The sequence below is a fragment of the Labrys neptuniae genome, from assembly GCF_040797145.1.
GTDB classification, from domain to species: Bacteria; Pseudomonadota; Alphaproteobacteria; order Rhizobiales; family Labraceae; genus Labrys; species Labrys neptuniae.
Map to the genome: position 1 here is coordinate 574,278 of NZ_JBFNQD010000002.1, position 23,343 is coordinate 597,620.

At 64.0% G+C, this 23,343-nt stretch carries 22 protein-coding genes; 13 read left to right on the forward strand and 9 right to left on the reverse strand.

Features of this window, described 5'->3' with window-relative positions:
• Positions 1 to 36: 36 nt before the first annotated feature.
• The 4 genes from ABXS05_RS09925 to ABXS05_RS09940 form a co-directional block, all read right to left on the reverse strand.
• On the reverse strand, positions 37 to 483 hold the full coding sequence (locus ABXS05_RS09925) for a rhodanese-like domain-containing protein (RefSeq protein WP_068292959.1): 447 nt from the start codon (positions 481 to 483) through the stop codon (positions 37 to 39).
• A 935-nt stretch (positions 484 to 1,418) separates the two neighbouring features.
• The gene (gene rpsT / locus ABXS05_RS09930) at positions 1,419 to 1,685 is read right to left on the reverse strand and encodes a 30S ribosomal protein S20 (protein WP_149253229.1); all 267 of its coding nucleotides are present in this window, start codon (positions 1,683 to 1,685) and stop codon (positions 1,419 to 1,421) included.
• Between the two features lie 157 nt (positions 1,686 to 1,842).
• Entirely contained in the window at positions 1,843 to 2,619 is a 777-nt protein-coding gene (locus ABXS05_RS09935) for a TSUP family transporter (RefSeq protein WP_367623904.1), read from the reverse strand.
• A 484-nt stretch (positions 2,620 to 3,103) separates the two neighbouring features.
• Positions 3,104 to 7,165 (reverse strand): Pls/PosA family non-ribosomal peptide synthetase, encoded by a 4,062-nt coding sequence (locus ABXS05_RS09940; protein ID WP_367623770.1) that lies wholly within the window; start codon positions 7,163 to 7,165, stop codon positions 3,104 to 3,106.
• A gap of 217 nt (positions 7,166 to 7,382) precedes the next feature.
• On the opposite strand from ABXS05_RS09940, the gene ABXS05_RS09945 reads away from it, so the two are divergent.
• The 3 genes from ABXS05_RS09945 to ABXS05_RS09955 all read left to right on the forward strand — a co-directional run bounded on the left by ABXS05_RS09945 (position 7,383) and on the right by ABXS05_RS09955 (position 9,875).
• The gene (locus ABXS05_RS09945) at positions 7,383 to 7,718 is read left to right on the forward strand and encodes a PepSY domain-containing protein (RefSeq protein ID WP_311939041.1); all 336 of its coding nucleotides are present in this window, start codon (positions 7,383 to 7,385) and stop codon (positions 7,716 to 7,718) included.
• Positions 7,719 to 7,788: 70 nt separating this feature from the next.
• Complete coding sequence (locus ABXS05_RS09950; protein WP_068292966.1) at positions 7,789 to 8,454, forward strand: response regulator transcription factor; 666 nt, start codon at positions 7,789 to 7,791, stop codon at positions 8,452 to 8,454.
• Positions 8,451 to 9,875: a sensor histidine kinase gene (locus tag ABXS05_RS09955; protein ID WP_311939043.1), complete on the forward strand. Its 1,425-nt coding sequence runs from the start codon at positions 8,451 to 8,453 to the stop codon at positions 9,873 to 9,875. The genes ABXS05_RS09950 and ABXS05_RS09955 overlap by 4 nt, the downstream gene beginning before the upstream one ends.
• Before the next feature lie 17 nt (positions 9,876 to 9,892).
• On the opposite strand, the gene ABXS05_RS09960 is transcribed toward ABXS05_RS09955, so the two are convergent.
• Entirely contained in the window at positions 9,893 to 10,438 is a 546-nt protein-coding gene (locus ABXS05_RS09960; protein ID WP_311939045.1) for a GNAT family N-acetyltransferase, read from the reverse strand.
• 429 nt (positions 10,439 to 10,867) lie between these two features.
• Here ABXS05_RS09960 and ABXS05_RS09965 point away from each other — a divergent pair, with 429 nt between their 5' ends.
• The 5 genes from ABXS05_RS09965 to ABXS05_RS09985 all read left to right on the forward strand — a co-directional run bounded on the left by ABXS05_RS09965 (position 10,868) and on the right by ABXS05_RS09985 (position 15,473).
• Positions 10,868 to 12,001, forward strand: coding sequence for an ABC transporter ATP-binding protein (locus tag ABXS05_RS09965; protein ID WP_367623771.1), 1,134 nt, complete (start codon positions 10,868 to 10,870; stop codon positions 11,999 to 12,001).
• A 27-nt stretch (positions 12,002 to 12,028) separates the two neighbouring features.
• Complete coding sequence (locus ABXS05_RS09970; RefSeq protein WP_367623772.1) at positions 12,029 to 13,180, forward strand: ABC transporter substrate-binding protein; 1,152 nt, start codon at positions 12,029 to 12,031, stop codon at positions 13,178 to 13,180.
• An 85-nt stretch (positions 13,181 to 13,265) separates the two neighbouring features.
• Complete coding sequence (locus tag ABXS05_RS09975; RefSeq protein WP_367623773.1) at positions 13,266 to 14,111, forward strand: ABC transporter permease; 846 nt, start codon at positions 13,266 to 13,268, stop codon at positions 14,109 to 14,111.
• On the forward strand, positions 14,108 to 14,950 hold the full coding sequence (locus tag ABXS05_RS09980) for an ABC transporter permease (protein ID WP_367623774.1): 843 nt from the start codon (positions 14,108 to 14,110) through the stop codon (positions 14,948 to 14,950). Before ABXS05_RS09975 ends, ABXS05_RS09980 begins: the two co-directional genes overlap by 4 nt.
• Before the next feature lies 1 nt (position 14,951).
• Positions 14,952 to 15,473 carry a 2'-5' RNA ligase family protein gene (locus tag ABXS05_RS09985; protein ID WP_367623775.1) on the forward strand — a complete coding sequence of 174 codons (522 nt, stop codon included), beginning with the start codon at positions 14,952 to 14,954 and terminating at the stop codon, positions 15,471 to 15,473.
• A 177-nt stretch (positions 15,474 to 15,650) separates the two neighbouring features.
• Here the strand turns inward: ABXS05_RS09985 and ABXS05_RS09990 are convergent, their stop codons facing one another.
• Positions 15,651 to 16,397 carry an FkbM family methyltransferase gene (locus tag ABXS05_RS09990; RefSeq protein ID WP_367623776.1) on the reverse strand — a complete coding sequence of 249 codons (747 nt, stop codon included), beginning with the start codon at positions 16,395 to 16,397 and terminating at the stop codon, positions 15,651 to 15,653.
• A 252-nt stretch (positions 16,398 to 16,649) separates the two neighbouring features.
• Positions 16,650 to 17,516 (reverse strand): bifunctional DNA-formamidopyrimidine glycosylase/DNA-(apurinic or apyrimidinic site) lyase, encoded by an 867-nt coding sequence (gene mutM / locus ABXS05_RS09995; protein ID WP_367623777.1) that lies wholly within the window; start codon positions 17,514 to 17,516, stop codon positions 16,650 to 16,652.
• Positions 17,517 to 17,666: 150 nt separating this feature from the next.
• Between mutM and ABXS05_RS10000 the strand changes: the two genes are divergently transcribed.
• The 4 genes from ABXS05_RS10000 (at position 17,667) to ABXS05_RS10015 (ending at position 21,087) form a co-directional block, all read left to right on the forward strand.
• Positions 17,667 to 17,924 (forward strand): type II toxin-antitoxin system Phd/YefM family antitoxin, encoded by a 258-nt coding sequence (locus tag ABXS05_RS10000; RefSeq protein WP_311939178.1) that lies wholly within the window; start codon positions 17,667 to 17,669, stop codon positions 17,922 to 17,924.
• Positions 17,921 to 18,304, forward strand: coding sequence for a type II toxin-antitoxin system VapC family toxin (locus ABXS05_RS10005; protein WP_367623778.1), 384 nt, complete (start codon positions 17,921 to 17,923; stop codon positions 18,302 to 18,304). The genes ABXS05_RS10000 and ABXS05_RS10005 overlap by 4 nt, the downstream gene beginning before the upstream one ends.
• Before the next feature lie 98 nt (positions 18,305 to 18,402).
• On the forward strand, positions 18,403 to 19,158 hold the full coding sequence (ubiE, locus tag ABXS05_RS10010) for a bifunctional demethylmenaquinone methyltransferase/2-methoxy-6-polyprenyl-1,4-benzoquinol methylase UbiE (protein WP_367623779.1): 756 nt from the start codon (positions 18,403 to 18,405) through the stop codon (positions 19,156 to 19,158).
• A gap of 129 nt (positions 19,159 to 19,287) precedes the next feature.
• On the forward strand, positions 19,288 to 21,087 hold the full coding sequence (locus tag ABXS05_RS10015; RefSeq protein WP_367623780.1) for a cation:proton antiporter domain-containing protein: 1,800 nt from the start codon (positions 19,288 to 19,290) through the stop codon (positions 21,085 to 21,087).
• A gap of 119 nt (positions 21,088 to 21,206) precedes the next feature.
• Here ABXS05_RS10015 and ABXS05_RS10020 read toward each other — a convergent pair whose 3' ends face one another.
• Complete coding sequence (locus ABXS05_RS10020; protein WP_367623781.1) at positions 21,207 to 22,061, reverse strand: SDR family NAD(P)-dependent oxidoreductase; 855 nt, start codon at positions 22,059 to 22,061, stop codon at positions 21,207 to 21,209.
• Between the two features lie 156 nt (positions 22,062 to 22,217).
• On the reverse strand, positions 22,218 to 22,829 hold the full coding sequence (locus ABXS05_RS10025) for a TetR/AcrR family transcriptional regulator (protein WP_311939069.1): 612 nt from the start codon (positions 22,827 to 22,829) through the stop codon (positions 22,218 to 22,220).
• A gap of 315 nt (positions 22,830 to 23,144) precedes the next feature.
• Here ABXS05_RS10025 and ABXS05_RS10030 point away from each other — a divergent pair, with 315 nt between their 5' ends.
• Entirely contained in the window at positions 23,145 to 23,336 is a 192-nt protein-coding gene (locus ABXS05_RS10030) for a hypothetical protein (RefSeq protein ID WP_367623782.1), read from the forward strand.
• The last annotated feature ends 7 nt before the right edge of the window (positions 23,337 to 23,343 follow it).

Below are 23,343 nucleotides of genomic sequence, written 5' to 3' on the forward strand. Positions count from 1 at the left end.
CTGGACCGGCGGCTGCAGAGCGCGAATTGGTTTTTTTTAGGACTGGATCCAGGGCAAACCGGAGGCTTTCCAGCCTTCGACAATGCCACGATGCCGCGAGGCATCCATCGGGCCCTCGAAGCCCGCGGCTATGTTGCGAGCACCCTTCCAACCGGCAGCCAGCATAGCCTGGGCGGCCGCCAGCGAACGAGCGCCCGAACGGCAGAGAAACAGGACGGGCTGGTCCTGTCCGACGCCGCGGCGCTCGAGTTCGCGCTCGAGCTGGGAGACGAAATCGGTAGCGACTTCCATGCTGGGGTAGCGCTGCCACTCGGCGAGGACGGGTTCCTTGCCGAGCGCGGAGAGGTCGGGAACGCCAACGAACGACCATTCGGCCCGGGTACGGACATCGACAAGCTGTGCCTTAGGCTGCTGGCTGAGGAGCTCATAGGCTTCCTGCGCCGAAACGTCTCCCGCATAGTCATTCAACCACCCCGACGACATGACACCCCAATTCCGTCTTCTTCAGACTTCGTTCGTAATTATACACAACATGCCGTGTAACGCCGGCACGGGACGCTTCACCAGAAGGTCCATCTCATTATTGGTCTCGAAAGCAGCAATCGAATGCCGACGCTATTACCTTACTGTTTTCAAAACTATACGTAGCCATCAAAGCATACCTCACCGATGCCCCGGAATGGACGGACGTCCGCTCGCAATATCGGGAAGGAACCTACACATGACCCGTTCCGAGAAAAAACATACCGAACCGGCCCAGTCGGGTGCAACAGGCAAATCTCAATGATTCGTTAATGGCCCCTCAATGTTCTCGATTCGGACAGCAGGCGCTTTGACTGCCGCAGCCGCAAGGTGTTGAGGAGTCGACGGAATCATGGAGGCGGCAAAATGACTCAAAAATATTCGTTTCGGATGCGTAAAGATTGCGAGGCTTCGTAATTTGCCCGGCGCGTGCCGGGATGGCTGCCGGGCCACTTTTCTCTTATCCCATAAGACTATGAAATATATAGGAAAATTTTGACCGGCTACCGAGGGGGGATGGGCATGGCAGCCAAACCTTGAGTCAAGCGGAAAGATTGCCCAGTTCATTGTTGTTAGTATTATTATACCTCCATCGTCAAATATTGTTACGAGACAATGACAATCATGGGTCGCGGTTTCAGGCTGCGCTCGCCCCGGAACAAATGTTTCCAGGACGCCGTTGAGGGGCCGTGTCCGGAACGCGGACCGAGGGGGGACGGAGCCGGAACGATGGCGAGCGGCCCCCGAAAGGCCGTGGGCCCGAGCGTGGCACGGGCCTCCGGTCGGGAAGGGCCGAACAACAAAAACCCGGCTTTGGGGGCCGGGTTTCTTCACCTAAGGGAAATTAAATAAAGTGGCTCGGTCGCCTGTCTCTATTCGACGTCCCGCCGTTCGGCTCAGGCGCTGAGCTTCTTCACGGCATGGGCCAGGCGCGACACCTTGCGCGACGCCGTGTTGGCCGGCAGCACGCCCTTCTGGGCAGCGCGCATGATTTCCGGCTCGGCGCTCTTCAGCGCAGCAGCAGCCTTGGTCTGGTCGCCGGCAGCGACGGCTTCCTCGACATTACGGATGAAGGTGCGCATACGCGAGCGGCGCGCCTTGTTTACTGCGGTGCGCACTTCGATCTTGCGCGTAGCCTTCTTGGCCGACTTCGTATTGGCCATGATCCCTGCCTGTTAAGCCGGCCGCATCCATAACGATCCCGAAAGATCGCCGAAAGGCCGTGCGTTGCCTGAAAATGATAAGCCGCGAGCGCTGCGGGCGCTCGCTATTGGAAGGCGGCTCTTTACATCCCAATGGCTTCGGCGTCAACGACGGACTTCACTGAAACAGCGAAATAACGGCCTGATGCAAGGCATTGGCCGGGTCGAGCAGCAATTTGACGGCCACCGAGCAGCACACCAGCACCAGAAGGGGCCTGATCACCCGCGCGCCCTGGCGCACCGCCATATAGGAGCCGGCCTGGGCCCCGAGGAACTGGCCCACGCCCATCACCAGGCCGACCACCCAGACGATCTTGCCCGCCAGGATGAACAGGATCAGCGAGGCGAAATTGGAGGTGAAGTTGAGGAGCTTGGTGTTGGCGGTGGCATGGATGACGCCATAGCCGCACAGCGCCACGAAGGCGAGCATGAAGAAGGAGCCGGTTCCCGGGCCGAACAGGCCGTCATAGAAGCCGATGAGAGGCGCCATGGTAAGGGTGAACAGGCCTGGGCTCATACGGGCCCTGCCGTCCTCGATGCCGGCCTTGGGCGAGAAGCGGGAGGAGAAGGCGAAATAGAGCGCCATGGCGATCAGCAGCACCGGTAGAGCCGCGGAGAGCAGTGACAGCGGTGCGACGCTGACGGCAGCCACGCCCAGGCAGGCGCCGAGCAAAGTCGTCACCACCATCCAGCGTGTCTGATGAAAGGCGATATGGCCGCGCCGGGCGAAGGCGATCACCGCCGAGCCCGAGCCGAAGCTCGACTGCAGCTTGTTGGTGGCGAGGGCCGCTACCGGGTCGAGCCCGGAAAGCAGCAGGGCTGGAATGGTCAGGAGGCCGCCGCCGCCGGCGAGGGCATCGACGAAGCCGGCCACCAGGCCGACGGCGCCCAGCATGGCGATGAGGGTCCAGGTCAATTCCACGAGCGAAGCTCTTCCTTCCAAGAGGCCTGCAGCCGGCACGCTTGGAGGTCCGGAAGGCGGGAGAGCCTCCGGCTAGGCCATTGCAGGGCACTTGGCAAGCCATTCGCGCTGGCGCGAGCGGCGACGGCAAGGACTCAAGGGAGTTGTCGGACGATCCGCTCTTGGAAACGCTACGCCTGCAGATAAGGAGAGCGGACGGGGACATCCATAGGCGCTAAGATAAGGCGAGAGGCGCGAGGCCGGCCCCCCCTTCGCCCCGTTTACGGGGAGAAGGTAAGGATGAGGGGCGGCGCGATCTGACAAACTGACGCCTTCCGTAGCCCCTCACCTCCATCCTCTCCCCGTAAACGGGGCGAGGGGGCTCATATGTCGAGCTCGATCTCCAACTGCCTCATCTCGCCCAACCCCTTATCTTAGCGCCTATGGACGGGGACGTCCGCGCTCCCAGGAGTGGAGCCTATTCGGCCGCCTCGGCCAGGACGGGATTGAGAGTGGCGTCCTCGGCTTCGGCGCTTGCCGGGGCGAGGGCCTGGGCCTGGGCCGGAATACCGGTCCACACCGTCGAGGTGGGGAGCGCCTCGCCCTTCATGATCAAGGTCAGCAGCTCGACCTGGGCGAAGGGGCCGATCTCGGTGTCGTAGAGCACGGTCGCGCCCGTGCCGATCGTGGCGCCGCGGCCGATGCAGATGCGACCCACCTTCATCACCCGGTCCTCATAGAGGTGGGTCTGCGGGCAGGCGCCCATGTTGAGCACGGCATGGTCGCCGATCTCGGTGCAATCGAACTCGCAGATGTCGGTGGTGTTGATCCAGGTGCCCTTGCCGATCTTGGCGCCGAAGGGGCGCAGCAGCCAGGGCAGGAAGGGCGTACCCCGGAGATAGTCGAGCAGCATCTTGCTGGCGAGGCCGCCATAGATCACCGCAACGCCTTCCGTGCGCATGGCCCACCAGGACCACATCGGCCGCATCATCGGCTTGTAGGTGCCGATCAGGAGCCATTTGACCGCGACGGCGGCCAGATACATCAGGCCGGAGATGGCGAGACCTGCGATCAGGAAGATGCCGATGGCGGCAAGCCAGGCACCCTCAGAGATCACCGAGGCCAGGATGTCGGCGGTGACGTAGGCGGCGGCGATCAGCACCGCCGTCGGCAGTGAGGTGTGCAGCGTCTCGAACACCACGCGCAGGAGCTTCATGCGGAAGGGAGGCGCATAGGTGGTGCCGGCGGCGGCCGCCACCTTCTGGCGGGTCGGCATGGCGATGGGGGGGCTGCCGAGCCAGGTCTCGCCGGTGCCGACCTTGAGGGAATCGGGCAGGCGCGACTTGATGCCGATCAGCGCATCGTCTTCGACCACCGAACCCTGCGACACCACCGAGGAATTGCCGAAGAAGCAGCGGTCGCCCGTCTTCAGGCGCTTGAGAATCATGCGGCCATTGCGGATTTCCTCGTCGCCGAAAATGGTCTCGTCGCCGATGAAATTGTCGCGGCCCATCTCGATCAGGTCGTAGCGCCCGGCAAAGCTGGCCGAAATCTCGGTGCCCTTGCCGATCTTGGCGCCCATCATGCGATACCAGTTGCGCATGAACACGGTGGCATAGAGCGAGTTGAGGGTTTCCAGGAGGGATTCGGTGGAAAGGCCGATCACCCATTTGCGGAAATAGAGCGAACCGAAGATCGAATAGGAGCCCTCGCGCACCTTGGGCAGCAGCAGCCAGCGCAGGGCTACCATCACCGCCATCGAGACCACGATCAAGGCGAGCGCCGCCGGCCAGGCCGCGACCGCCACCAGGCTCCAGGACAGGGGCTGGTCGGGATCGGCGCCGAACAGGGCTTCGACTTCCGAGAACAGCGAGAAGGCCGGGAAGATCGGCAGGAGGCCGATGACCAGGCACAGATTATAGGCGATGAAATAGCCGATGGCCTGCACGAAACGGCCGAAACGGCCGAGATGGGGATGGTCGGCCGGATCGTCCTGCTCGGCGGGGCCGATTTCGGCGGCAGGCGCGCCTTCCCAATGGGTGCCCGGTGCCACCATCGTGCCCTGCGGCAGGGCCGTGAGGTCGCCGATCTCGGCGCCGTCCCCGATGACGACGTCGCCGCCGATCACGCTGCCATTGCCGATGCGTGCACCGGTGCCGATCTCGATGCGCCCGACATGCACCTCGTTGCCGATCACCTCGACATTGGCGAGCTTGAGCTTGGTGCCGAGGCTCGCCCGGTCGCCGATGGTGACGAGGTCGATCGCGCCTTCCTCGAAGTCGTCGATCATGGCGTCATGACCGATGCGGGCACCGAGGGCGCGCAGATAGACGCGGATGAGCGGCGAGCCCTTGAGGAATTTCGGCGTGGTGAGCTGCACGATGCGCTGCATCAGCCAGATGCGGAAATAATAGGCGCCCCAGAGCGGATAGACGCCCGGCCTGGTGCGGCCGATCACCAGCCATTTCAGGCCGATGACGGCGAGCTTGGTGGCGAGGTTGAGGCAGATATAGACCCCGCACAGCACGGCGAGCTCGGTCAGGATGGAAGCGTTGTCGCCCACCAGCAGCATGCTGGCGAGCAGGAGGCCGATCCATTGCACCGAGACGAGGGCGACGATGAAGGGCAGCGTCACGGCCTGGGCCAGGCCGCACAGGAAGCGCCGGGCGAGCGGCACCGGTTCGAAGCTGCGGTCCGGCGGCGGCGCGGCCGCTGCAGCAGCCGCGCTCTCGTCCAGGGCCCTGGCGAGATTGCGCAGGGTGCGATGGGTATAGAGGTCGCGGATGGCGATGCCGGACAAAGCCGGCACGCGGCGAACCTCGGAGACGAAGCGCGCCGCCAGCAGCGAATGGCCGCCGAGGTCGGTGAAGAAATCGGCCTCGAAGTCGACCGCCGGGGCGCGCAGCAGTTCCTGCGCAGCCTTGAGCAACTGGGCTTCGGTCCAGGAGCGTGGAGGTTCCTGCTCGCCGGCCGTGGCCTGGCGTTCCGGCACCGGCAGGGAGGAGAGCGCCTTGCGGTCGACCTTGCCCGATGGCAGCACGGGCAGCGCGTCATGGAGCTGGAAGGCCGAGGGCAGCATGTAGCGCGGGATCTTGGCAGCAAGGTCACGCTTGATGCGGTCGAGATCGATCTCGCCCCGCGGCACCAGATGGGCGACCAGCGTATCGCCGGCCTCGCTCTGGTTGGCCGTCACCACCGCGGTGCGGATGGCGGGATCGGCGGCCAGCAGGCTTTCGATCTCGCCGAGCTCGATGCGATAGCCGCGGATCTTGACCTGGCTGTCGATGCGGCCCTGGAAGGCGATCCGTCCGTCCGGCTTGAGGCTTACCGCATCGCCGGTGCGGTAGAGCACCGGGTCGGAGCCGTCCAAGGCAAAGGGATTGGCAATGAACTTGGCCGCGGTCATCTCCGGCAGGTTGAGATAGCCCATGGCCACGCCTGGGCCGCCCACCAGCAATTCGCCGGTCTCGCCGGGCGCCAGCAGGTTGAGCTGATCGTCGACGACATAGGCGGTGTAATTGGGGATCGGGCGCCCGATCGTGATGTCGTCGCCGGCTTCCAGCTCGGTCGAGGTCGCCACCACCGTGGTCTCGGTGGGGCCATAGGTGTTGAGCAGGCGCCGGCCGGGCCGGGCAAAGCGGGCGACCAAAGCGGGCGGGCAGGCTTCGCCGCCCAGGATGATGGTGTTCAGCCCGGCGACGTCGCGACTGAGCATGGACAGCAGGGTCGGCACCGTATCGATCACGGTGATGCCCTCGGCTTCCAGCATCTGGGGCAGGGCGTCGATGTCCTGCAGCACGGCAGCACCGGCGATCTTCAGCGTGGCGCCGACCATATAGGGAATGAAGATCTCTTCCAGCGAGAGGTCGAAGGCGATCGAGGCCTGCTGGAGCACCACGTCATCGGCCGCGATGCGCAGGCGTTCGTTGCCGGCGCGCAGATAGTGGCAGATGTTGCGATGAGAGACCTTGATGCCCTTGGGCTTGCCGCTGGTGCCGGAGGTATAGATGGCATAGGCCGCATCGGTCAGGGCGGGGGCAGGACCGGCGGGAACCTCGCGGCGTGTGTCCTCGAGCAGGGCTTCGAGCGTTACCGTCCCGGCCTCGACGGCGGCATATTTCTCGGCCTGCGGCGCATGCGAGATCAGAAGGCCCGCGCCGGCATCGGCAAGGCTCGCCGTCACCCGCTCGGGCGGGATGTCGGCATCGAAGGGAATGAAGCTGGCACCGGTCTTGATCAGGCCAAGCAGCGCGACATGCAGATCGATCGAGCGCTGGAACCAGAGGCCGACGAACATGCCGGCGCCGACGCCGCGGCGGGCCAGGGCGGCGGCGACCCGATCGGAGCGCTCGTCGAGCTCGCGATAGGTCAGGCGCTCGCCGGTGCCGATCGCACCGAGGGCCTGCTTGTCGGGAAAGGCCGCGGCGGACGCCTTGAAGATCGTCGCCAGGGTTTCGTCGCGGAGAAGGTCGGGACGCTGCTCGCCGCGAACCACGGCGAGGGGCCCGGCGGCATTTACTGGTACAGGAAAAGACAACACACGCGTAATCCTTCGGCCGGCGATTCGGATGGTGGCCAAAATCGTTTCCAGCTATTCTAGCGAGATGCGCGTTGCGAGCGTCTGACAGCGCCTGCAAGCCAATTGCAAGCTTGGTTTCGGTAGACTGTCGATCGGGAAACTGTGAGTGACTCAACAGTTGCGGAATGCCCGGCGAGGCGTGTCGGGAGCCTTGCCAGCTACTCTGCTTAGGAGATTCATGACGGCTTTTAGCGCCAAGGCTTTTAGCATTAGGTCCGGCGCCTGTGCCGGACTGCTGCTGACAATCGCTTGCTTCATGCCGCCGCTCGAAGCGGCGATGGCCGGCCCTGCTCATCACGGCCAGCCCAGCGGCGTGTTGATCCGCCGCCCCGGGGCACATTCGTTCAAGGATATTTCCGCGGCGGTGGCCCGCGAGGTGCCGGGCCGCATTCTGCGCGTGCGCGAGCTGCGCCGCGGTGGGCGCCTGCTCTACATGGTCCGCGTTCTCAGGCCGGACGGCAAGAGGCGCGACGTGCTCGTCGATGCGGTGACACTGGCCTTGGTCGATAAATAGGCCTAATGTCCGGCTCGGCAACGCATTGAGCGCCCGGCCAGTTCCGCCCACGAGATCCCAGCCCCGAACCATGCGTATTCTGGTCGCCGAAGACGAACGAGCCATCGTCGACGATATCCGTCGCAGTCTCGAAGCCCAGCAATATATCGTGGTGACGGTGTTCGATGGCGAGGAGGCGCTCTTCGCCGGCGAGAACGAGCATTTCGACCTGGTGATCCTCGACCTCGGCCTGCCCAAACTCGACGGGCTGACGGTGCTCAGGCGCTGGCGCTTGGCGCGGCGCGGCATGCCCGTGCTCATCCTCACCGCGCGCGACGATTGGCGTGACAAGGTCGACGGCATGGATTCGGGCGCCGACGATTATTTGACCAAGCCCTTCCGCATGGAGGAACTGCTGGCGCGTGTCCGAGCCTTGGTCCGCCGCGCTTCCGGCCAATCCTCCCCCGTTCTGTCGAATGGCGTGCTGGAACTCGACACCCGCCAGCGCGCCGTCTCCTTCTATGGCAGCCCGGTGCAGGTGACGCCGCTGGAATATCGCCTGCTGGCCTATCTCCTGCACAATGCAGGCACCGTGATGTCGCAGTCGCAGATCACGGATTCGATCTACGACCAGGATGTGGAACATGATTCCAATGCCCTCGAAGTCGTGGTCGCCCGCCTGAGGCGCAAGCTCGACAACAGCGTGATCGAGACGCGCCGCGGCCAGGGCTATGTCATCCCGGCCGAGCCTCAGTGACCGTGACTTCCTTCTCCCTCAGGCGGCGCATGCTGCTCGGCTCGGTGGTGGCGATCGTGGTTGCCACCATCCTGGCCGGCATCGGCATCGATGCCATCTCGGGCCTGGCGATCCGGGCTCTCGAACTGTCCGAGATCGAGGACGAGATGCGCCTCTTGCTCGGCAGCATCGAGGTCAATGCCTCCAACCAACTCACCATCGACGAGGGGCCGCAGGATCCGCGCTTCGAATTGCCCAATGGCGGGCTCTATTGGCAGGTCGGCCGGGGCGGCAATGTCGAGTTGCGCTCGCAGTCGTTGTGGGACCAGGGGTTGCCCTGGTTGCAGGCGACCGCAGCCAAGGGCGGCGGCAAGGTCAATGATCTCGTCGGGCCGAATGGCAGCCAGCTCCTGGCGGTCGAACGCTCGATCGTCATCTCGACCGCGAGCGGCGACCAGACCGTCAATGCCCTGATCGCCCTCGACAATGCCCAGCTCTCGCCGGTGAAATGGCGCTTCTTCTATGCGATGGCGCCCTCGCTCGCCGTGCTGATGGCCGCCCTGCTCGGGGCGGTGATCGCCTTCCTGCGCTACGGCTTCCGCCCGCTCGACAAGCTCAGCGTCGAGTTGCTGTCGCTGCGCAGCCGCCCGGCCCGCAAGATCAGCGGGCGCTATCCCGACGAGATCCAGCCGCTGATCGACAATCTCAATGCGCTGATCGCCTCCCGCGAGGCGCAGCTCATCGAGGCGCGCAGCCGGGCCGGCGATCTCGCCCACGGCCTGAAGACGCCGCTTGCCGTGCTGGAGGCCACTGCACGCTCCCTGGCCGATAGCGGGCAGGCCACCGCGGCCAATGCCATCCGTGACGAAGTCTGGCGGATGGATGCCCAGGTCAAGCGCACTCTGGCGGAGGCGCGGGCGAGTCTCGCAGCGGCGCAATTGTCGGGACGCGTCGACACCCATGCCGTGCTGTCCAAGCTGGTCTCGACCATGCAAAAGCTCTCGCGCGACAAGGACATGACGTTCGGCCTCGAAGCCCCGCAGGGCATCGTGATCGCCATGGATGAGAGCGATTTCACCAACATTGCCGGCAATTTGCTGGACAATGCCCGCAAATGGGGAAATTCCCAGGCAAGGGTGCGCCTGATGGCGCAGACGGCTTCGCCCGTCATTGTCCTGTCGATCGAGGATGACGGGCCCGGCCTGCCGCCCGATGCCGAAAAGTCCTTCATCGAGCGGGGCAAGCGCCTCGATGAGACCGTGCGCGGCACCGGCTTCGGCCTCGCCATCGCCAAGGACATCATCGAGGCCTATGGCGGCGAGCTTCATATCGCCCGATCGGGCCTGGGGGGCCTCGGTGTCGAGGTGCATCTGCCCAAGCGGCTTGTCGTCACCGATGCGGGCGACGACGATCCTGCCGCCGAGGGGCGACCTTCCGCCTGAGACCCGGTAGTTGCCGCTCACAATGCGAGCCGCATCACCTGCCGCCGCGAGCCGGCTTTGCCGGCGGGAACAAAGCCGCGCCCTGCGAACAGCTCGACAAACCCCATGAAACGATAGCTGGGCGAGCTGGGATCGACCGGATAGGCTTCGACCACCTGGACGCCCTGGCCGCGGGCATAGGCGATGGCGGCATCGAGCAAGGCGTGCGACAGGCCGGCCTTGCGGTGGTCGCGGCGGACAAAGAAGCAGGTGATCGACCAGATGCCCGTCTCCCCATCGTCCTGGTCGGACGAGAGCCTGAGGAAGCTCTCGCGCGGCGCCACGGAGCACCAGCCGACGGGCTCGCTGTCGAGATAGCCGAGCAGGCCGATCGGCACATCGGTTTGGACCCGGTGGTGGAGCGCCTGCTTGCAGGCGGCATTATCGGCCGAACCCCGTTCGGCCATGGGGCGCCAGGCCATGCACCAGCAATATTTCGGCGCGCCCTTGCCTTCGAAGAGCGCTTCGAAATCAGGCCAGGTGGCCGCGGTGACGGGTCGGGCGGCGAATGTCGGAGCGATCATGCCGGCTGTCCCCCTGACTGTCTGCTGCGCCGGCTTCACCCATGCTCGGCTCTCTGCGGTCCAATCTCCGGCATTTGGGGCGGCGCTGCCAGCCGTGATTTTGGATCCCTGCCAGGCGAACCGTCATATGGCTGTCACCTCGAAGCGGCAGGGATAAAACGTGGCATTGCTTCTGCACAGCTGTGCAAGAAGGAATAGGCCCGTCGCTAAATTCGTTTCCACGCCATGGGAGCGGATTTCAACCTCTCAGGACCGGGCGGATGGTTTCAATGGAATGGCTCTGCGCTATTGACAGGAGTTTCGCGCAGAGCGAGCATTGCACAGCTGTGCAATCAGACATGGCGATGAGGAAACGAGAGGGAACGGTGTCCGCTGCAGGCTTCTTGCCTGAGCCGAGGACGCCGGGACCTGCCCGCGGGAGGTTGCGCCGTGAAGCCGAGTGATCAGCCCCTGGTGGCGACCCCAACGACGCCGGTGCGGCAACCCTTGCTCGAGGTCGACAGGGCCTCGGTGCGGCTCGGCAACACCCAGGTCTTCGACAATCTCAGCCTCACGGTCGGCGAAGGCGAATTCGTCGCGCTGCTCGGCTCGTCCGGTTGCGGCAAGACCTCGCTTCTGCGCACCATTGCCGGTTTCATCCAGCCGCGCGCTGGCACCGTCCGCGTGCGGGGACGCGACATCACCAGCGAGCCGCCCGACCGGCGCGGCATGGCGCTGGTGTTCCAGACCTATGCGCTTTGGCCGCATATGACGGTGGCGCAGAATATCGGCTACGGCCTCAAGCTGCGCCGGCTGCCGCGCGCGGAGATCGCCGCCAAGGTCGCCGAGATCGCCGCTTTGCTCGGCCTGTCCGGGCTGGAAGAGCGCAAACCGGCGGCGCTCTCCGGTGGCCAGCGCCAGCGCGTGGCGCTCGGGCGGGCACTCGCCATCAGCCCCGACATTCTGCTGCTCGACGAACCCCTGTCCAATCTCGATGCGCGCATCCGCCTGACGGTGCGCCAGGAGATCAGCGCCCTGCAGCGCCGGCTCGGCATCACCGCCATCCATGTCACCCATGATCGCGAGGAGGCCATGGTGATGGCCGATCGCATCGTCATTCTCGATGCTGGCAGGATCGCGCAGATCGGCACGCCGGAAGAGGTCTACAACCAGCCGGCTTCCGCCTTCGTCGCCGCCTTCATGGGGGCCGAGAACAGGCTGCGCCTCAACGCCGGCCCGGCGACGGAGGGCGATGGCCGGCTGCGGCTTCAAGCCCAGGGGGGCACGCCCGCTCTGATCGCGACCGTACGGCCGGCCGTGCCGGGGCCCTGCATCGCCCATTTCCGCTCCGAGGCGGCCGAACTGCATGAGGCCTCTGCCGCGGCGGAGCCGACCGCCGGTTTCCTCGCCCTGCCCGGTGAGGTTGGCCAGGTCAGTTTCCCGGGCGGGTTCTGGCGTCACGTCGTGGCCACACCGGCCGGTGCCCTGGTCGTCGACGCGCCCAAGGCCTGGCCCGCCGGTTCGAAGGTCGATGTTCATATCCCTCAGACAGGCCTGTTCGTCTTTCCCGACGAGCAAGGCTGAATTGCCATAAGAGACAGGAGAGTTTGGATGAGACTGACAGCATTGTCCGCCGTCGCGGGGCTGCTTGCCGCCGCGTTGCCCCTGGCAAGCACCACGGCATCGGCCGAGGAGCTGACGGTGATCACGGCGGGTGACCAGAACATGGTCGACTACGTCAATAATTTCCTGGCCCCGGCCTTCGAAAAGCAGAATCCCGGCACCACGGTGCGCGTGGTCGGCACCGGCCCCGGCGATGCCGGGTCGCAGAAGATCGTCGAGCGCCTCGATGCCCAGAAGAAGGCCGGCAAGGAGGTCTATGACGTCGATGTCGCCGTCATCCACGAGAAGGTGGCGGGCAAGCTGGTCCAGGACGGGCTGCTCGACAAATATCGCGGCAATATCGATACCGGCAAGCTGGTCACGCGGGGCAACGCTAGGCTGGCACTTGGGGCCGATGTCGACGGCTATGTCATGCCGATGTTCAACAGCCAGACCGCCATCGCCTACAATCCGGACCTGGTATCCAATCCGCCGAAGACCTTCGACGAACTGGTGGCCTGGACCGAGAAGAACCCCAAGCAGTTCGGCTATAACGGCATCAAGGGCGGCGCCTCCGGCGTCTCCTTCGTGATCAGCTGGATCTACAATTATGCCGGCGACGCCAAGGTCCTGCAGGAAGGACCCTATGACGCCAACGAGAAGGCCAAATGGGACGATGCCTTCGCCAAGCTGAAGGCCTTCAACAAGAATGTCGCGCTCACCCCCGGCAATGCCGGCACGCTCGACATGCTCAGTCGCGGTGAGATCGCCATGGGCGCGGTGTGGGTCGACATGTTCTATTCCTGGAAGGCCAATGGCCAGTTGCCGCCCACCATGAAGCTGGTGCTGCCGGCGCCCGGCATGCCTGGCCAGCCGATGCATTACGTCATCCCCGGCAAGACCGCCCACAAGGCCCTGGCGGAGAAGTTCGTCGCGCTCGCCACCAGTCCCGAGGTCCAGGCCAACGGCATCGTCAAGCAGTTCAACTGGTATCCGGGCATCGACGCCAAATATGTCCAGGACAAGCTCGACCCGGCGATCTGGCAGAAGCTGTTCACCGACATCTCGCCCGATGACCTCGCCAAATACGGAAAATCCTTCCCGATCGGGCCTTACTACGCCGACCTGCTCGAAGCCTATGAGAAGAAGGTGGCGGAGTAGGGGGCTTTTTTCTTCAGCGAAACTGGGGAGGGGCTGCGCAGGCCCTTTGGACCCAGCCTTTCTTCAACCCAACCGATCATCAACCATGCCGAGCCCAAACACCTCTCCCCGTACCTCCCTCACCGGCCTGATGCTGGTGGCGCCGGCGCTTGCGGTGGTGATCTTGCTGTTCGTCGTGCCGCTGGCAAGCTCGGTCACCGGATCCTTCGCCACGCCGGAGGGGCCGGGGTTCGGCAATTTCCGCAAGGCCTTCGAGCTTTACTGGACCGACATGGTCTTTTCGGCGGTGATCATCCTGATCTCCACCGCGCTGATCGTGCTGATCGCCGTCGCCATCGCCGGCTATCTCACGCTCGGCAACAACCCTCTGGCGGTTGCGGCCTTGCGCTGGCTCTATCGCTGGCCGCTCTTCGTGCCCTTCATCGTGGTTGGCCAGATCCTGCGGACCTTCCTCGCCAAGAACGGGCTGATGAACAGCCTCCTGGTGAATGCGGACCTGCTGTCGCCGCTGCAGGCTGTCAGCTTCCTCGACTGGCGGGGCATCGTCATCGCCTTCGTCTGGAAGCAGATGCCCTTCGTCACCCTGCTCACCGCCGGTGCCATGGCCTCGCTCGACCGCTCCACCATCGAGGCCGCCCGCAATCTCGGCGCCTCGCGTCTGCGCATCCTCCTGGAGATCGTGGTGCCGCAGGTGGCCTCCACGCTGCTGGTCGGGGCCGTGCTCAGCCTGGTGACGATGATGTCGGTGCTTTCCGTGCCACTGATGATCAACGCGCAATCGCCCACCATGATCACCGCCGACATGGCCTTCCGCATCAATTCCTATGGCGACTACGGCGTCGCCAATGCTCTCGGCCTGCTCTCTCTCGCCTTCACCGGGGCGGTGGCCTGGATCTATCTCAGACAGACCATGAAGGAGAATGCGCGATGAGCGATGCCGGTCACGCGCTTGCCGCCCGCAGCTGGCGAATCGACTGGCTGTGGATCCCGCGCGGCATCGGGCTCGGCCTGCTCGCCTTCGCCATCTTCGGCCCACTCGCCAATCTCCTGCTGTGGACGGTGGCGGAGCGCTGGTATTTCCCGCATAGCCTGCCGCTGCAATATGGCTTTTCCTTCTGGCCGCGCGTATTCGCGCCGCGCGGCGATGCCCTGGCCTCGCTCGGCATCAGCGTTTCCATCGCGCTGCTCACCGTGGCCCTGTCCCTCGCCCTGGCAGTGCCCGCCGGCTATGCCCTCGCCCGGCTGAAGCTGCCCTTTCGCGCTGGCATCCTGCTGCTGCTGCTCCTGCCCCAGGCCTTTCCGAACCTGCCCGTCTACGTCAACATCGCCCGCCTGTTCTACGAGATCGGCCTGAATGGCACGGTGCTCGGCGTGGTGCTCGTCCACACCACCCATGGTCTGGTCTATGCGGTGTGGATCGCCACGGCTTCCTTCTCCGCCGTGCCGGTGGATCTGGAGGAGGCCGCCCGCTCGATCGGCGCCAGCGGGCCGCGCGCCTTTCGCGACGTCGTGCTGCCGCTGGCCGCGCCCGGGCTGATGGCAAGTGCCATCTTCGTTTTCCTGGAATCATTGGACGAATTCACCGGCACCTATTTCGTCGGCGCGCCCGACATCAAGACCATGCCGCTGCTGCTCTATACCGCCAGCGCCGGCGGCAACTACCAGATCGCCTCGATCACGGCTTTGGTGCTGCTGGTGCCCTCCATCGCCTTCATGTTCGTGGTCGAGCGCTTCCTCAGCGCCGACGTGCTGGCCAAGGTCGGGCGCTGAGATGGCCGAGAACATGTATTCCGCCTGGCTGATGGCGGTGGCCGAGGACGAACTCATGCTCGCCGGCATCGTGGCCGAACTGGCGCAGACCTTCGGCACGCCGCGCTTCCAGCCGCATCTGACCCTCGTCGAGGACAGGCTCTGCGAGGAGGACGACCTTGCGCGCCAACTCACCACCGTCGCCGCCGGTATTGCGCCCTTCGCCGCCGATATCCAGGCGGTCGGTACCAGCGACCTGTTCTTCCGAGCCTTCTATGCCCGCTTCGAGCGGGCGGGACCAGTGCTCGAACTGAAGCGGCGGGCCATCGCTTCGATCGCGGCTTCGGCGATCGAGAGTTTCATGCCGCATGTCTCGCTGGCCTACGGCGTGGAAGACGGGCCGCTCAAACAGGCCGCAGCCAGGGAGGTCGAGGCACATCTTACCGGGCGGGCCATTCGCTTCGACCGCATCGCCGTGGTCCGCTCCGCCCAGAGCATTCCGGTCGAGGATTGGACCGTCAGCGTCGTCATTCCGCTTGGTTGATCAGGGTACCTTTATGGCAAAGAGGTGCACCTACGGGAAGAGTTTGTCGCCAACTTCCTTGTTGGCAGCTGCCATTTTGACGCTCGTATTTGTAACGATTGTCGGAACCCTTGCTGGTCACTCGTTGTCAGTAAGAATAAGTGGATCGTATCCCGAAATTGGAGCTCTACATTCATACTAAAGTCTATACATGGTTTCGGAGAGGGTAGTGATTTTCTTCACGAGAGGATAATTTAGATCCGTATGCCGGACATAGATTATCTCATAATACATCCAGATTGGGCGATAGCCGTAATCCAAGAGCCGTTCATGCATGTGCCGGAGCATTTCGAGCTGCAAATGGTGATATTCAACCATGATCAGTTCCGGTGCATGGGCATCTAAGTTCAATCCCGCCACTACCTTGTCGTCGTGCCCTTCAGTATCAACGACCAGAGCATTGAAGCCCTGCAGGTTTGCTCGCTCAATGATGGTGTCGACCCTGACAGTCTCGACCTGAATCTCGCGAATGTGAGAAGCAAGGTCGGTAAAAAATCCAGAATGCTTGAGGATTACTTCTTTCTCAAAAGATGAAAGAAAAGGACCAAGCGGGCTGTCCGAGGCGGAGGCCTCCTCAAGCATATAGAAAGGAAGCGTTCCCTGCTGAGTGCTGCAGCAAAGCTGGAAGAAAGATAGGTCTGAATAAGGCTCGTAGTTTTTCTTCAGCTTTTCGAAGAGATAAGGAACAGGTTCGACCAATGCCCCTTGCCAGCCATGATTGACAACATAGCCAAAGACAGGATCATCGCTGCTGTTGCCGACATTGGCCCCAACGTGGATGAACTTAACCTTCTTCCCCTTTTGGGCGACATGTTTCGAGAGCGTGTCGAAAATTTCAAAGCGCCACAGACTGCATTGATGGTGATGGAAATTTTGTGGATCCAAGTTTCTGTCTTTCCACTGTCCGGCTGAATTTTATCGATATCGAGATATCTGACTTTGAAGAGCGCGAAATGCACTCTTTCAATGTTAAATTCCGAGATAGACTATCTCATGAAGATCAATTTTAAAGCCGAATTTCCAAACCCTCTAGGAAGCTCCAAACAACATAATACTGTTGATGCAAATCGCTCCGCCAGCTTTCGGCATGCCGGAGGGAGCCCGTCGCTCGACGCCCATGCTACACGGGCCTTCTCTTTACTTCTGACAGTGTCGGCACCAATAGGTCGAGCGTCCCGATTGCACCAGGCGCTCGATGGTGCCGCGGCAGTCCGGTGTCGGGCAGGCTTCGCCCTCGCGATCATAGACGCGAAAACGATGCTGGAAATAGCCGAGCGAGCCGTCCGTATGCCTGTAGTCCTTGAGGGTCGAGCCGCCGGCCTCGACCGCTTCGGCCAGCACCTCGCGGATCACGCCGGAGAGGCGTTCCGCCTGCCCGTCGCTGAGCGTGCCCGCGGCCCGCTCGGGTGCGAGGCTGGCACGGTGCAGCGCCTCGCAGACATAGATGTTGCCGAGCCCGGCAATCAGGCCCTGGTCGAGTAAAGCGGCCTTGAGCGGCGCCATCTTGCCCGCGAACAGCCGGGCGATCGTTTCCCCGCTCAGTTCATTGCCGAGCGGCTCGATGCCCATGGCCTTGAAATGGCGTGAAGTCTCCAGCCCGGCGCGTGGAACCAGATCCATGAAGCCGAAACGGCGCACATCGTTATAGGTGATGGTGAAACGATTGGAGAGACGGAAGACGACGTGGTCGTGCTTGGCGTCCTCCTTGACCTCATTGGCGAACTCGCCCGGTTCCGCCACGCCGCCATCCGGCGCCGTGATCAGGAAGCGGCCGGTCATGCCCAGATGCATCACCAGTACGTCGCCGGAGGACAGGTCCGCCAGGAGATATTTGGCGCGGCGCCCCATAGAGAGGATGGTCTGGCCGGTAAGGCGGCGGGCGAAACCGGCGGGCAGGGGAAAGCGCAGATCCGGCCGCCGCGCCTCGATCTCGACGAAACGGGCACCGGTCATGGCCGGCTCAAGGCCGCGGCGGACGGTTTCGACTTCGGGTAGTTCGGGCATGATTCCTCCGGCGCGGACTGCCGGCCAGAGATAGGACGAAGGGGAGGCGTTTTCCAGCCAAGCATTCAGCAGGGCGCGCGGCGTCGTTGAAACGGACCATTGAATGGACTAAATAGGATGTCGACCAAACATTCCTGCGAGGACAGCGTCATGCGGATCTCGGTGACCGAGGCGAAGGGACAGCTCACGGACCTTGTTCGCCGCGCACAGGCGGGGGATGAGGTCATTCTGACGCGACATGGTCATGCGGCGGTCCAGCTGGTGCCGGTCAAGCCCCTTGTAGACGCCAAATCCCGCAAGGCGGTGATCGCCGCGGTCCGCCTCAGCGCGGCGGCGAAGGCGACGGCCGGTGCGGATGCTGCCCGTAGCCAGGATTTCCTCTATGACGAGAATGGCTTGCCCCGATGATGGCCGTCGACACCTCGGCCTTGATGGCGATCGTGCTGAATGAACCGCAGGCCGATGACTGCGCGGTCACGCTCGAAACCGAAGATCGCCTACTGATCTCGGCCGGCACGGTGGCAGAGATCCTGATCGTGGCCGGATGCAGGAATGTCCGGGACGAGGTCGATCGCCTGATCGAGGGACTCGGCTTCGAGATCGTCAGCGTAACCTCGGCGTCGGCGCGGCGCATTGCGTTGGCCTACGACAAGTGGGGAAAGGGGATACATCCGGCGGGGCTGAACTATGGCGATTGTTTCGCCTATGATGTGGCGAAGGAGTATAGCTGCCGGTTGCTCTATGTCGGGGGCGATTTCGCCCGAACGGACATTCAGGGCGTCTTGTGAGCATGAGCTGGAGAAGCGGCGATGTCGTGCCGCATTCTCCTTCCCCCGTCTCGGTTTTGTGCTCTATAGAGGCAGCGACCTTATCCGGAGTTCACCCGATGACCGCCAGCACCGACACTCATTTCGGCTTTTCCACCGTGCGGCTGGAGGAAAAGCAGGGGCTGGTCGACGATGTCTTCCACAAGGTGGCCGCGCGCTACGACCTGATGAACGACCTGATGTCGGGCGGGCTGCATCGGCTTTGGAAGGACGACCTGGTCAACAAACTCAACCCGCCACGCCAGCGGCCCTTCCGCCATCTCGACGTGGCCGGCGGCACCGGCGACGTTGCCTTCCGCATCGTGAAGGCCGGCGGTGCCGATACGCATGTCACCGTGCTCGACATCAACGGTTCGATGCTGGAAGTCGGCCGCCAGCGTGGCGAGGAGCGCGGCCTGGCCGGCCAGCTCGATTTCGTCGAGGCCAATGCCGAGGAACTGCCTTTCGAGACGGGCAGCTTCGATGGCTACACCATCGCCTTCGGCATCCGCAACGTGCCGCGCATCGACAAGGCGCTGGCCGAAGCCTATCGTGTGCTCAAGCGCGGCGGGCGCTTCCTCTGCCTGGAATTCTCCACCGTCGATCTTCCCGGTCTCGACAAGATCTACGATCTCTATTCCTTCAACCTGATTCCGCCGATCGGCCGCATGGTCACCGGCGATGCCGAGCCCTATCGCTACCTGGTCGAGTCGATCCGCAACTTCCCCAAGCCCGCAGTCTTCTCGGCCATGATCCGGGAAGCCGGCTTCTCGCAAGTCAGCCACCGTTCGCTCACCGGCAACATCGTCGCCATCCATTCGGGCTGGAAGCTGTAGCCGGTAGCACCTGCGATCTTGCGGGCACGTCATTTGCCCGAAATTAATGCTTGTCCGCTGCGATTTTCGGTTGGCGAAGCAGGGTCCTTCGTTGTTCGATAGGCACAATCGAACAATGTGGGGGCGGGTTTGGCTGGAGCGGTCGATCTCTCGGCTTTGAAGGATGCTTTGGTGGTGCTCGGTACCGCCGGCGTCGTGGTGCCGCTCGTGCGCCGCCTGCATGTCAGCCCGGTGATCGGCTTCCTGGCCGCCGGTGCCGTGATGGGCCCGACCGGCGTCGGCGCGCTCTCCTCCTATGTGCCCTACATCGACTGGATCGCCATCAGCGAACGCGAAACCATCGCCCGCATCGCCGAGTTCGGCGTGGTGTTCCTGCTCTTCGTCATCGGGCTGGAGCTCTCGCTCGCCCGACTGATGACCATGCGCCGCCTGGTTTTCGGCCTCGGGGGCCTGCAGGTGGTGGTATCAACCATCGTCGTCGCCCTGCTCGCCCGGCTCGTGCTGCCATCCGAGGCGGCGCTGGTGGTCGCTGCAGGTCTGGCGCTGTCGTCCACGGCGATCGTGGTGGAGGTGCTGGCCGGGCAGAAACGCATGGCCTCGGCGACGGGGCGTGTCAATTTCGCCGTGCTGCTCCTGCAGGACCTCGCCGTGGTGCCCGTGCTGTTCCTGGTGGGAACGATGGGCGGGCACGCCGACCGCTCCGTGCTGGTCGGCCTCGGCTATGCCCTCGGCCTGGCGGTGCTCACCATCGCCGCCATCGTCGTCGCCGGGCATTTCCTGCTGCGGCCTTTGTTCCGCCTGGTCGCCAATCCGGAGAATCCGGAACTCTTCATCGCCGCCACTTTGTTCGTGGCGATCGGGGCCGGCGTGGCGGCGGCAAGCGAAGGGTTGTCCATGGCCCTCGGCGCCTTCATCGCCGGGCTGCTGCTGGCCGAGACCGAATATCGCCGCGCCATCGAGGCGACGATCGAGCCTTTCAAGAGCCTGCTGCTCGGCGTCTTCTTCTTCACCGTCGGCATGAGCGTCGATCTCGGCGTGGTGGTCAGCTATCCGCTGCTGATCTTGGGCGCCGTGCTGGCGCTGGTGCTGGTCAAGGGCCTGTTGATCTTCGGCCTCTGCCGGCTCTACCGGCTGCCCAAGGCCGTCTCGATCGAAACCGCCTTCCTGCTCGCCTCGGCCGGCGAGTTCGCTTTCGTGGTGTTCACGCTCGCCACCCAGCTTTCCATCCTCACGGCGGAACAGTCCGCGTTGGTTGTGGCCATCGCATCTCTCTCGATGGCCTCGATCCCCCTGCTGGGCGTGCTCGGCCGTCGTATCGCCAAGCGCTACGAACTGGCGGTGCCGGTTGAGGCCGCGGCCCTGGAAGGACCGCCGGAGGACAAACAGCGCCGTGCCATCGTGGTGGGGTATGGCCGCGTCGGCCGCCTCGTGGCCGAAATGCTCGCTGAGCACAAGATCGCCTATCTCGCCGTGGATGCGAACGCCAAGGCTGTGGCGCGCTGGCGCGAAGACAAGAAGCCGGTCTTTTGGGGCGATGCCACCAACGCCGCCTTCCTCGAACGCTGCGGCCTCGCCGAAGCCTCGGCCCTGGTCGTCACCATCGACCAACCCCGCCAGATCGAGGCGGTGGTCACCACCGCGCGGGCGCTACGGCCGGATCTCGTCATCGTGGCGCGCTCGCGCGATGCCGATCACGCCAGCAAGCTCTACGCGCTGGGCGTCACCGATGCCGTGCCCGAGACCATCGAGGCGAGCCTGCAACTGTCCGAGGCAGCCCTTGCCGGTCTCGGTGTGCCGGCCGGCCCGGTGATCGCCTCCATCCACGAGCGGCGCGATGTCTTCCGCCGCGAACTGCAGACGGCGGCCGGCCGCGAGACTCATGCCGTCAAGCCCAAGCGCGGCCGGCGTTCGGCGGTCACACCGTCATAGATCCGGCCACAGCGCCCGCCGATCGGGGGGCGGGTCTTCAGACCCGCCAAGTCTGCAGACCCGCAAGTCCCGTCGGTGGCGGTCACGGGCTGGTCTGAAGACCAGCCCCCCAAACATCCTCATTTCTTCAGGAATTCGGCGAATTTCCCGGCATAATCGGGGTGCCAGCGCGACAGAGGCGGACGGTTCTCGATGATGTCGCCGACGGCCCAGGCGATGCGGCGTTCGTCGAGCGAGCGCGGCACCTCGTTGTCGGGGCAGAGAATATAGAAATCGCCGGCTTCCAGGCGTCCCAGCATGAAATCCACGGTCTGCTCCGGTGTCCAGGCCCCGGCCGGCTTGTCGGTGCGGCCCTTGGCGGCGAGCGGGGTGAAGACGAAGCCGGGGATCAGTAGATGGGCGGATATCCGGCAGCCCTCGGTGTTGCGCAATTCGTGCTGCAGGGCTTCGGTGAAGGCCTTCACCGCTGCCTTCGAAACATTGTAGGCGGGATCGCCGGGCGGCGTGGTGATGCCCTGCTTGGAGCCGGTGTTGATGATGAGGCCAGGGAGTCCGCGCGCGATCATGCCGGGCGCGAAGATCTGGGTGCCCTGGATCACGCCCTTGAGGTTGACGGAGAAGATGCGCTCCCAGGTCTGGTCCTCCCGGGCATCGAACAGCTTCGAGCCCGGCTGGATGCCGGCATTGTTCATCAGCACATCCGTGCCGCCGAAGCGCTCATTCACCTGCCGCTGCAGGTCGAGCAGGGCCTCGACGTCGCTGACATCGGTGGCGGAGGCGAGCACGGCCTGCCGCCCCTCCGGCGCAGCTGCCGCGATCTTCTCGGCGGCTGCCGCAAGCTTCTCTTCGCCGAGATCGGCGATGGCGACCTTGAGGCCGAAGGAGGCAAACTTGACGGCCGCGGCGAGACCGATGCCGCTGGCGCCGCCCGTCACGACGGCGACTGAGCCGGGAACGAGTGCTGGATGAGACATGGCGGTGCTTCCTTGCAATGCCGACGGGGAGGGCGACCGGGCATCGCCCACAGCGGAAAGATCATGCGCTGATAGCGAAAATTCGGCGCGAACACCATCGCGCCGGACGAAAACCCGCAGCTCGTCAGAAGGTCTCGGCGAGTCGGAGGCCTTGGGTCAGGCAGTCTTGCCGAAGGAGGCGATCACCCCCTCTGCCATGCGCACGAAGCGGGCGCTCGGGCCTTCCGGGCCGGCGCTCTGGCGGCTGACGCGGGCGCCTTCCAGCAGGAGATGCAGCGTATCGGCGACCAGATCGGGCTGGTCGAGGCCCGCCTCCCGGCAGAGCAGGGCCAGGCGGTCGCGATGCCTCTTCTTGAACTCTTCGACCAGGCGCCGGGCCGGATGGTCCTCGCCCGAGAGCTCGACGGCCGCATTGGCGAATTCGCAGCCCCGGTTGTCGGCCTCGATATAGTCGGCGCATTTGCCGACCCAGGACAGCAACTGGGCGTGGGCATCGCCCGGATGCTCGGCCTCGAGCTGGGCCCAGCGCGCCTGGTTGTCGATCTCCGCCGCCCGCAGGCATTCGACGATGAGATCGTCCTTCGAGCCGAAATGACGGTAGAGCGTCATCTTGTTGGTGCCGGCGACCTTGGCGATGGTGTCGACGCCGATGGTGTTGATGCCATGTCGGTGGAAGAGGTCGCGCGCAGTGACGACGATGCGGTCTCGCGGACGCTGTCCGGGGCAGCAGAGTGACTCTTCGCTTTGTTCCAAAATTTTCTGGCTCATGGCTTGACCAAACTGTTACCGACCTGTAACAGTGTCGCTGTTACTGATCGGTAACAGCTTGGTAAGGCGTCGTCAAGGCCGTTTCGTCATTGCACTGCGATCCAGCCTTGTTAGAGAGACAATTCACCCGAGCGTCTTGTGATTTGATTGAATCTCTTCAAATCGCAAAGGCGCGTCGAACCAGAGAGCTAGAGCAAAGCACGGTCACGCCTGAACGCGCTTTGCTCTGGCAAACGACACATCGTCAAACGGATTCGGCGGAGCATGGACCCATGTTTCCGCGCTGGAGGAGTCATGGCTCAGCAAGGCTGCAATATGACCATCGATCAGTTGCTGAACGATCCGCTGACGCTTGCCCTCATGCGGGCCGACAGGGTCGATCCGGTTTCATTGAGGACGATGCTCACCGGTCAGGCCCGCCGTCTCGCCGAAGCGCAGGACATGCCGCCGATCCTCCTGACATTTTCTGACACCGTCATGCCACATGGTGGCATCCAGGGCGGCTGACGCAGAG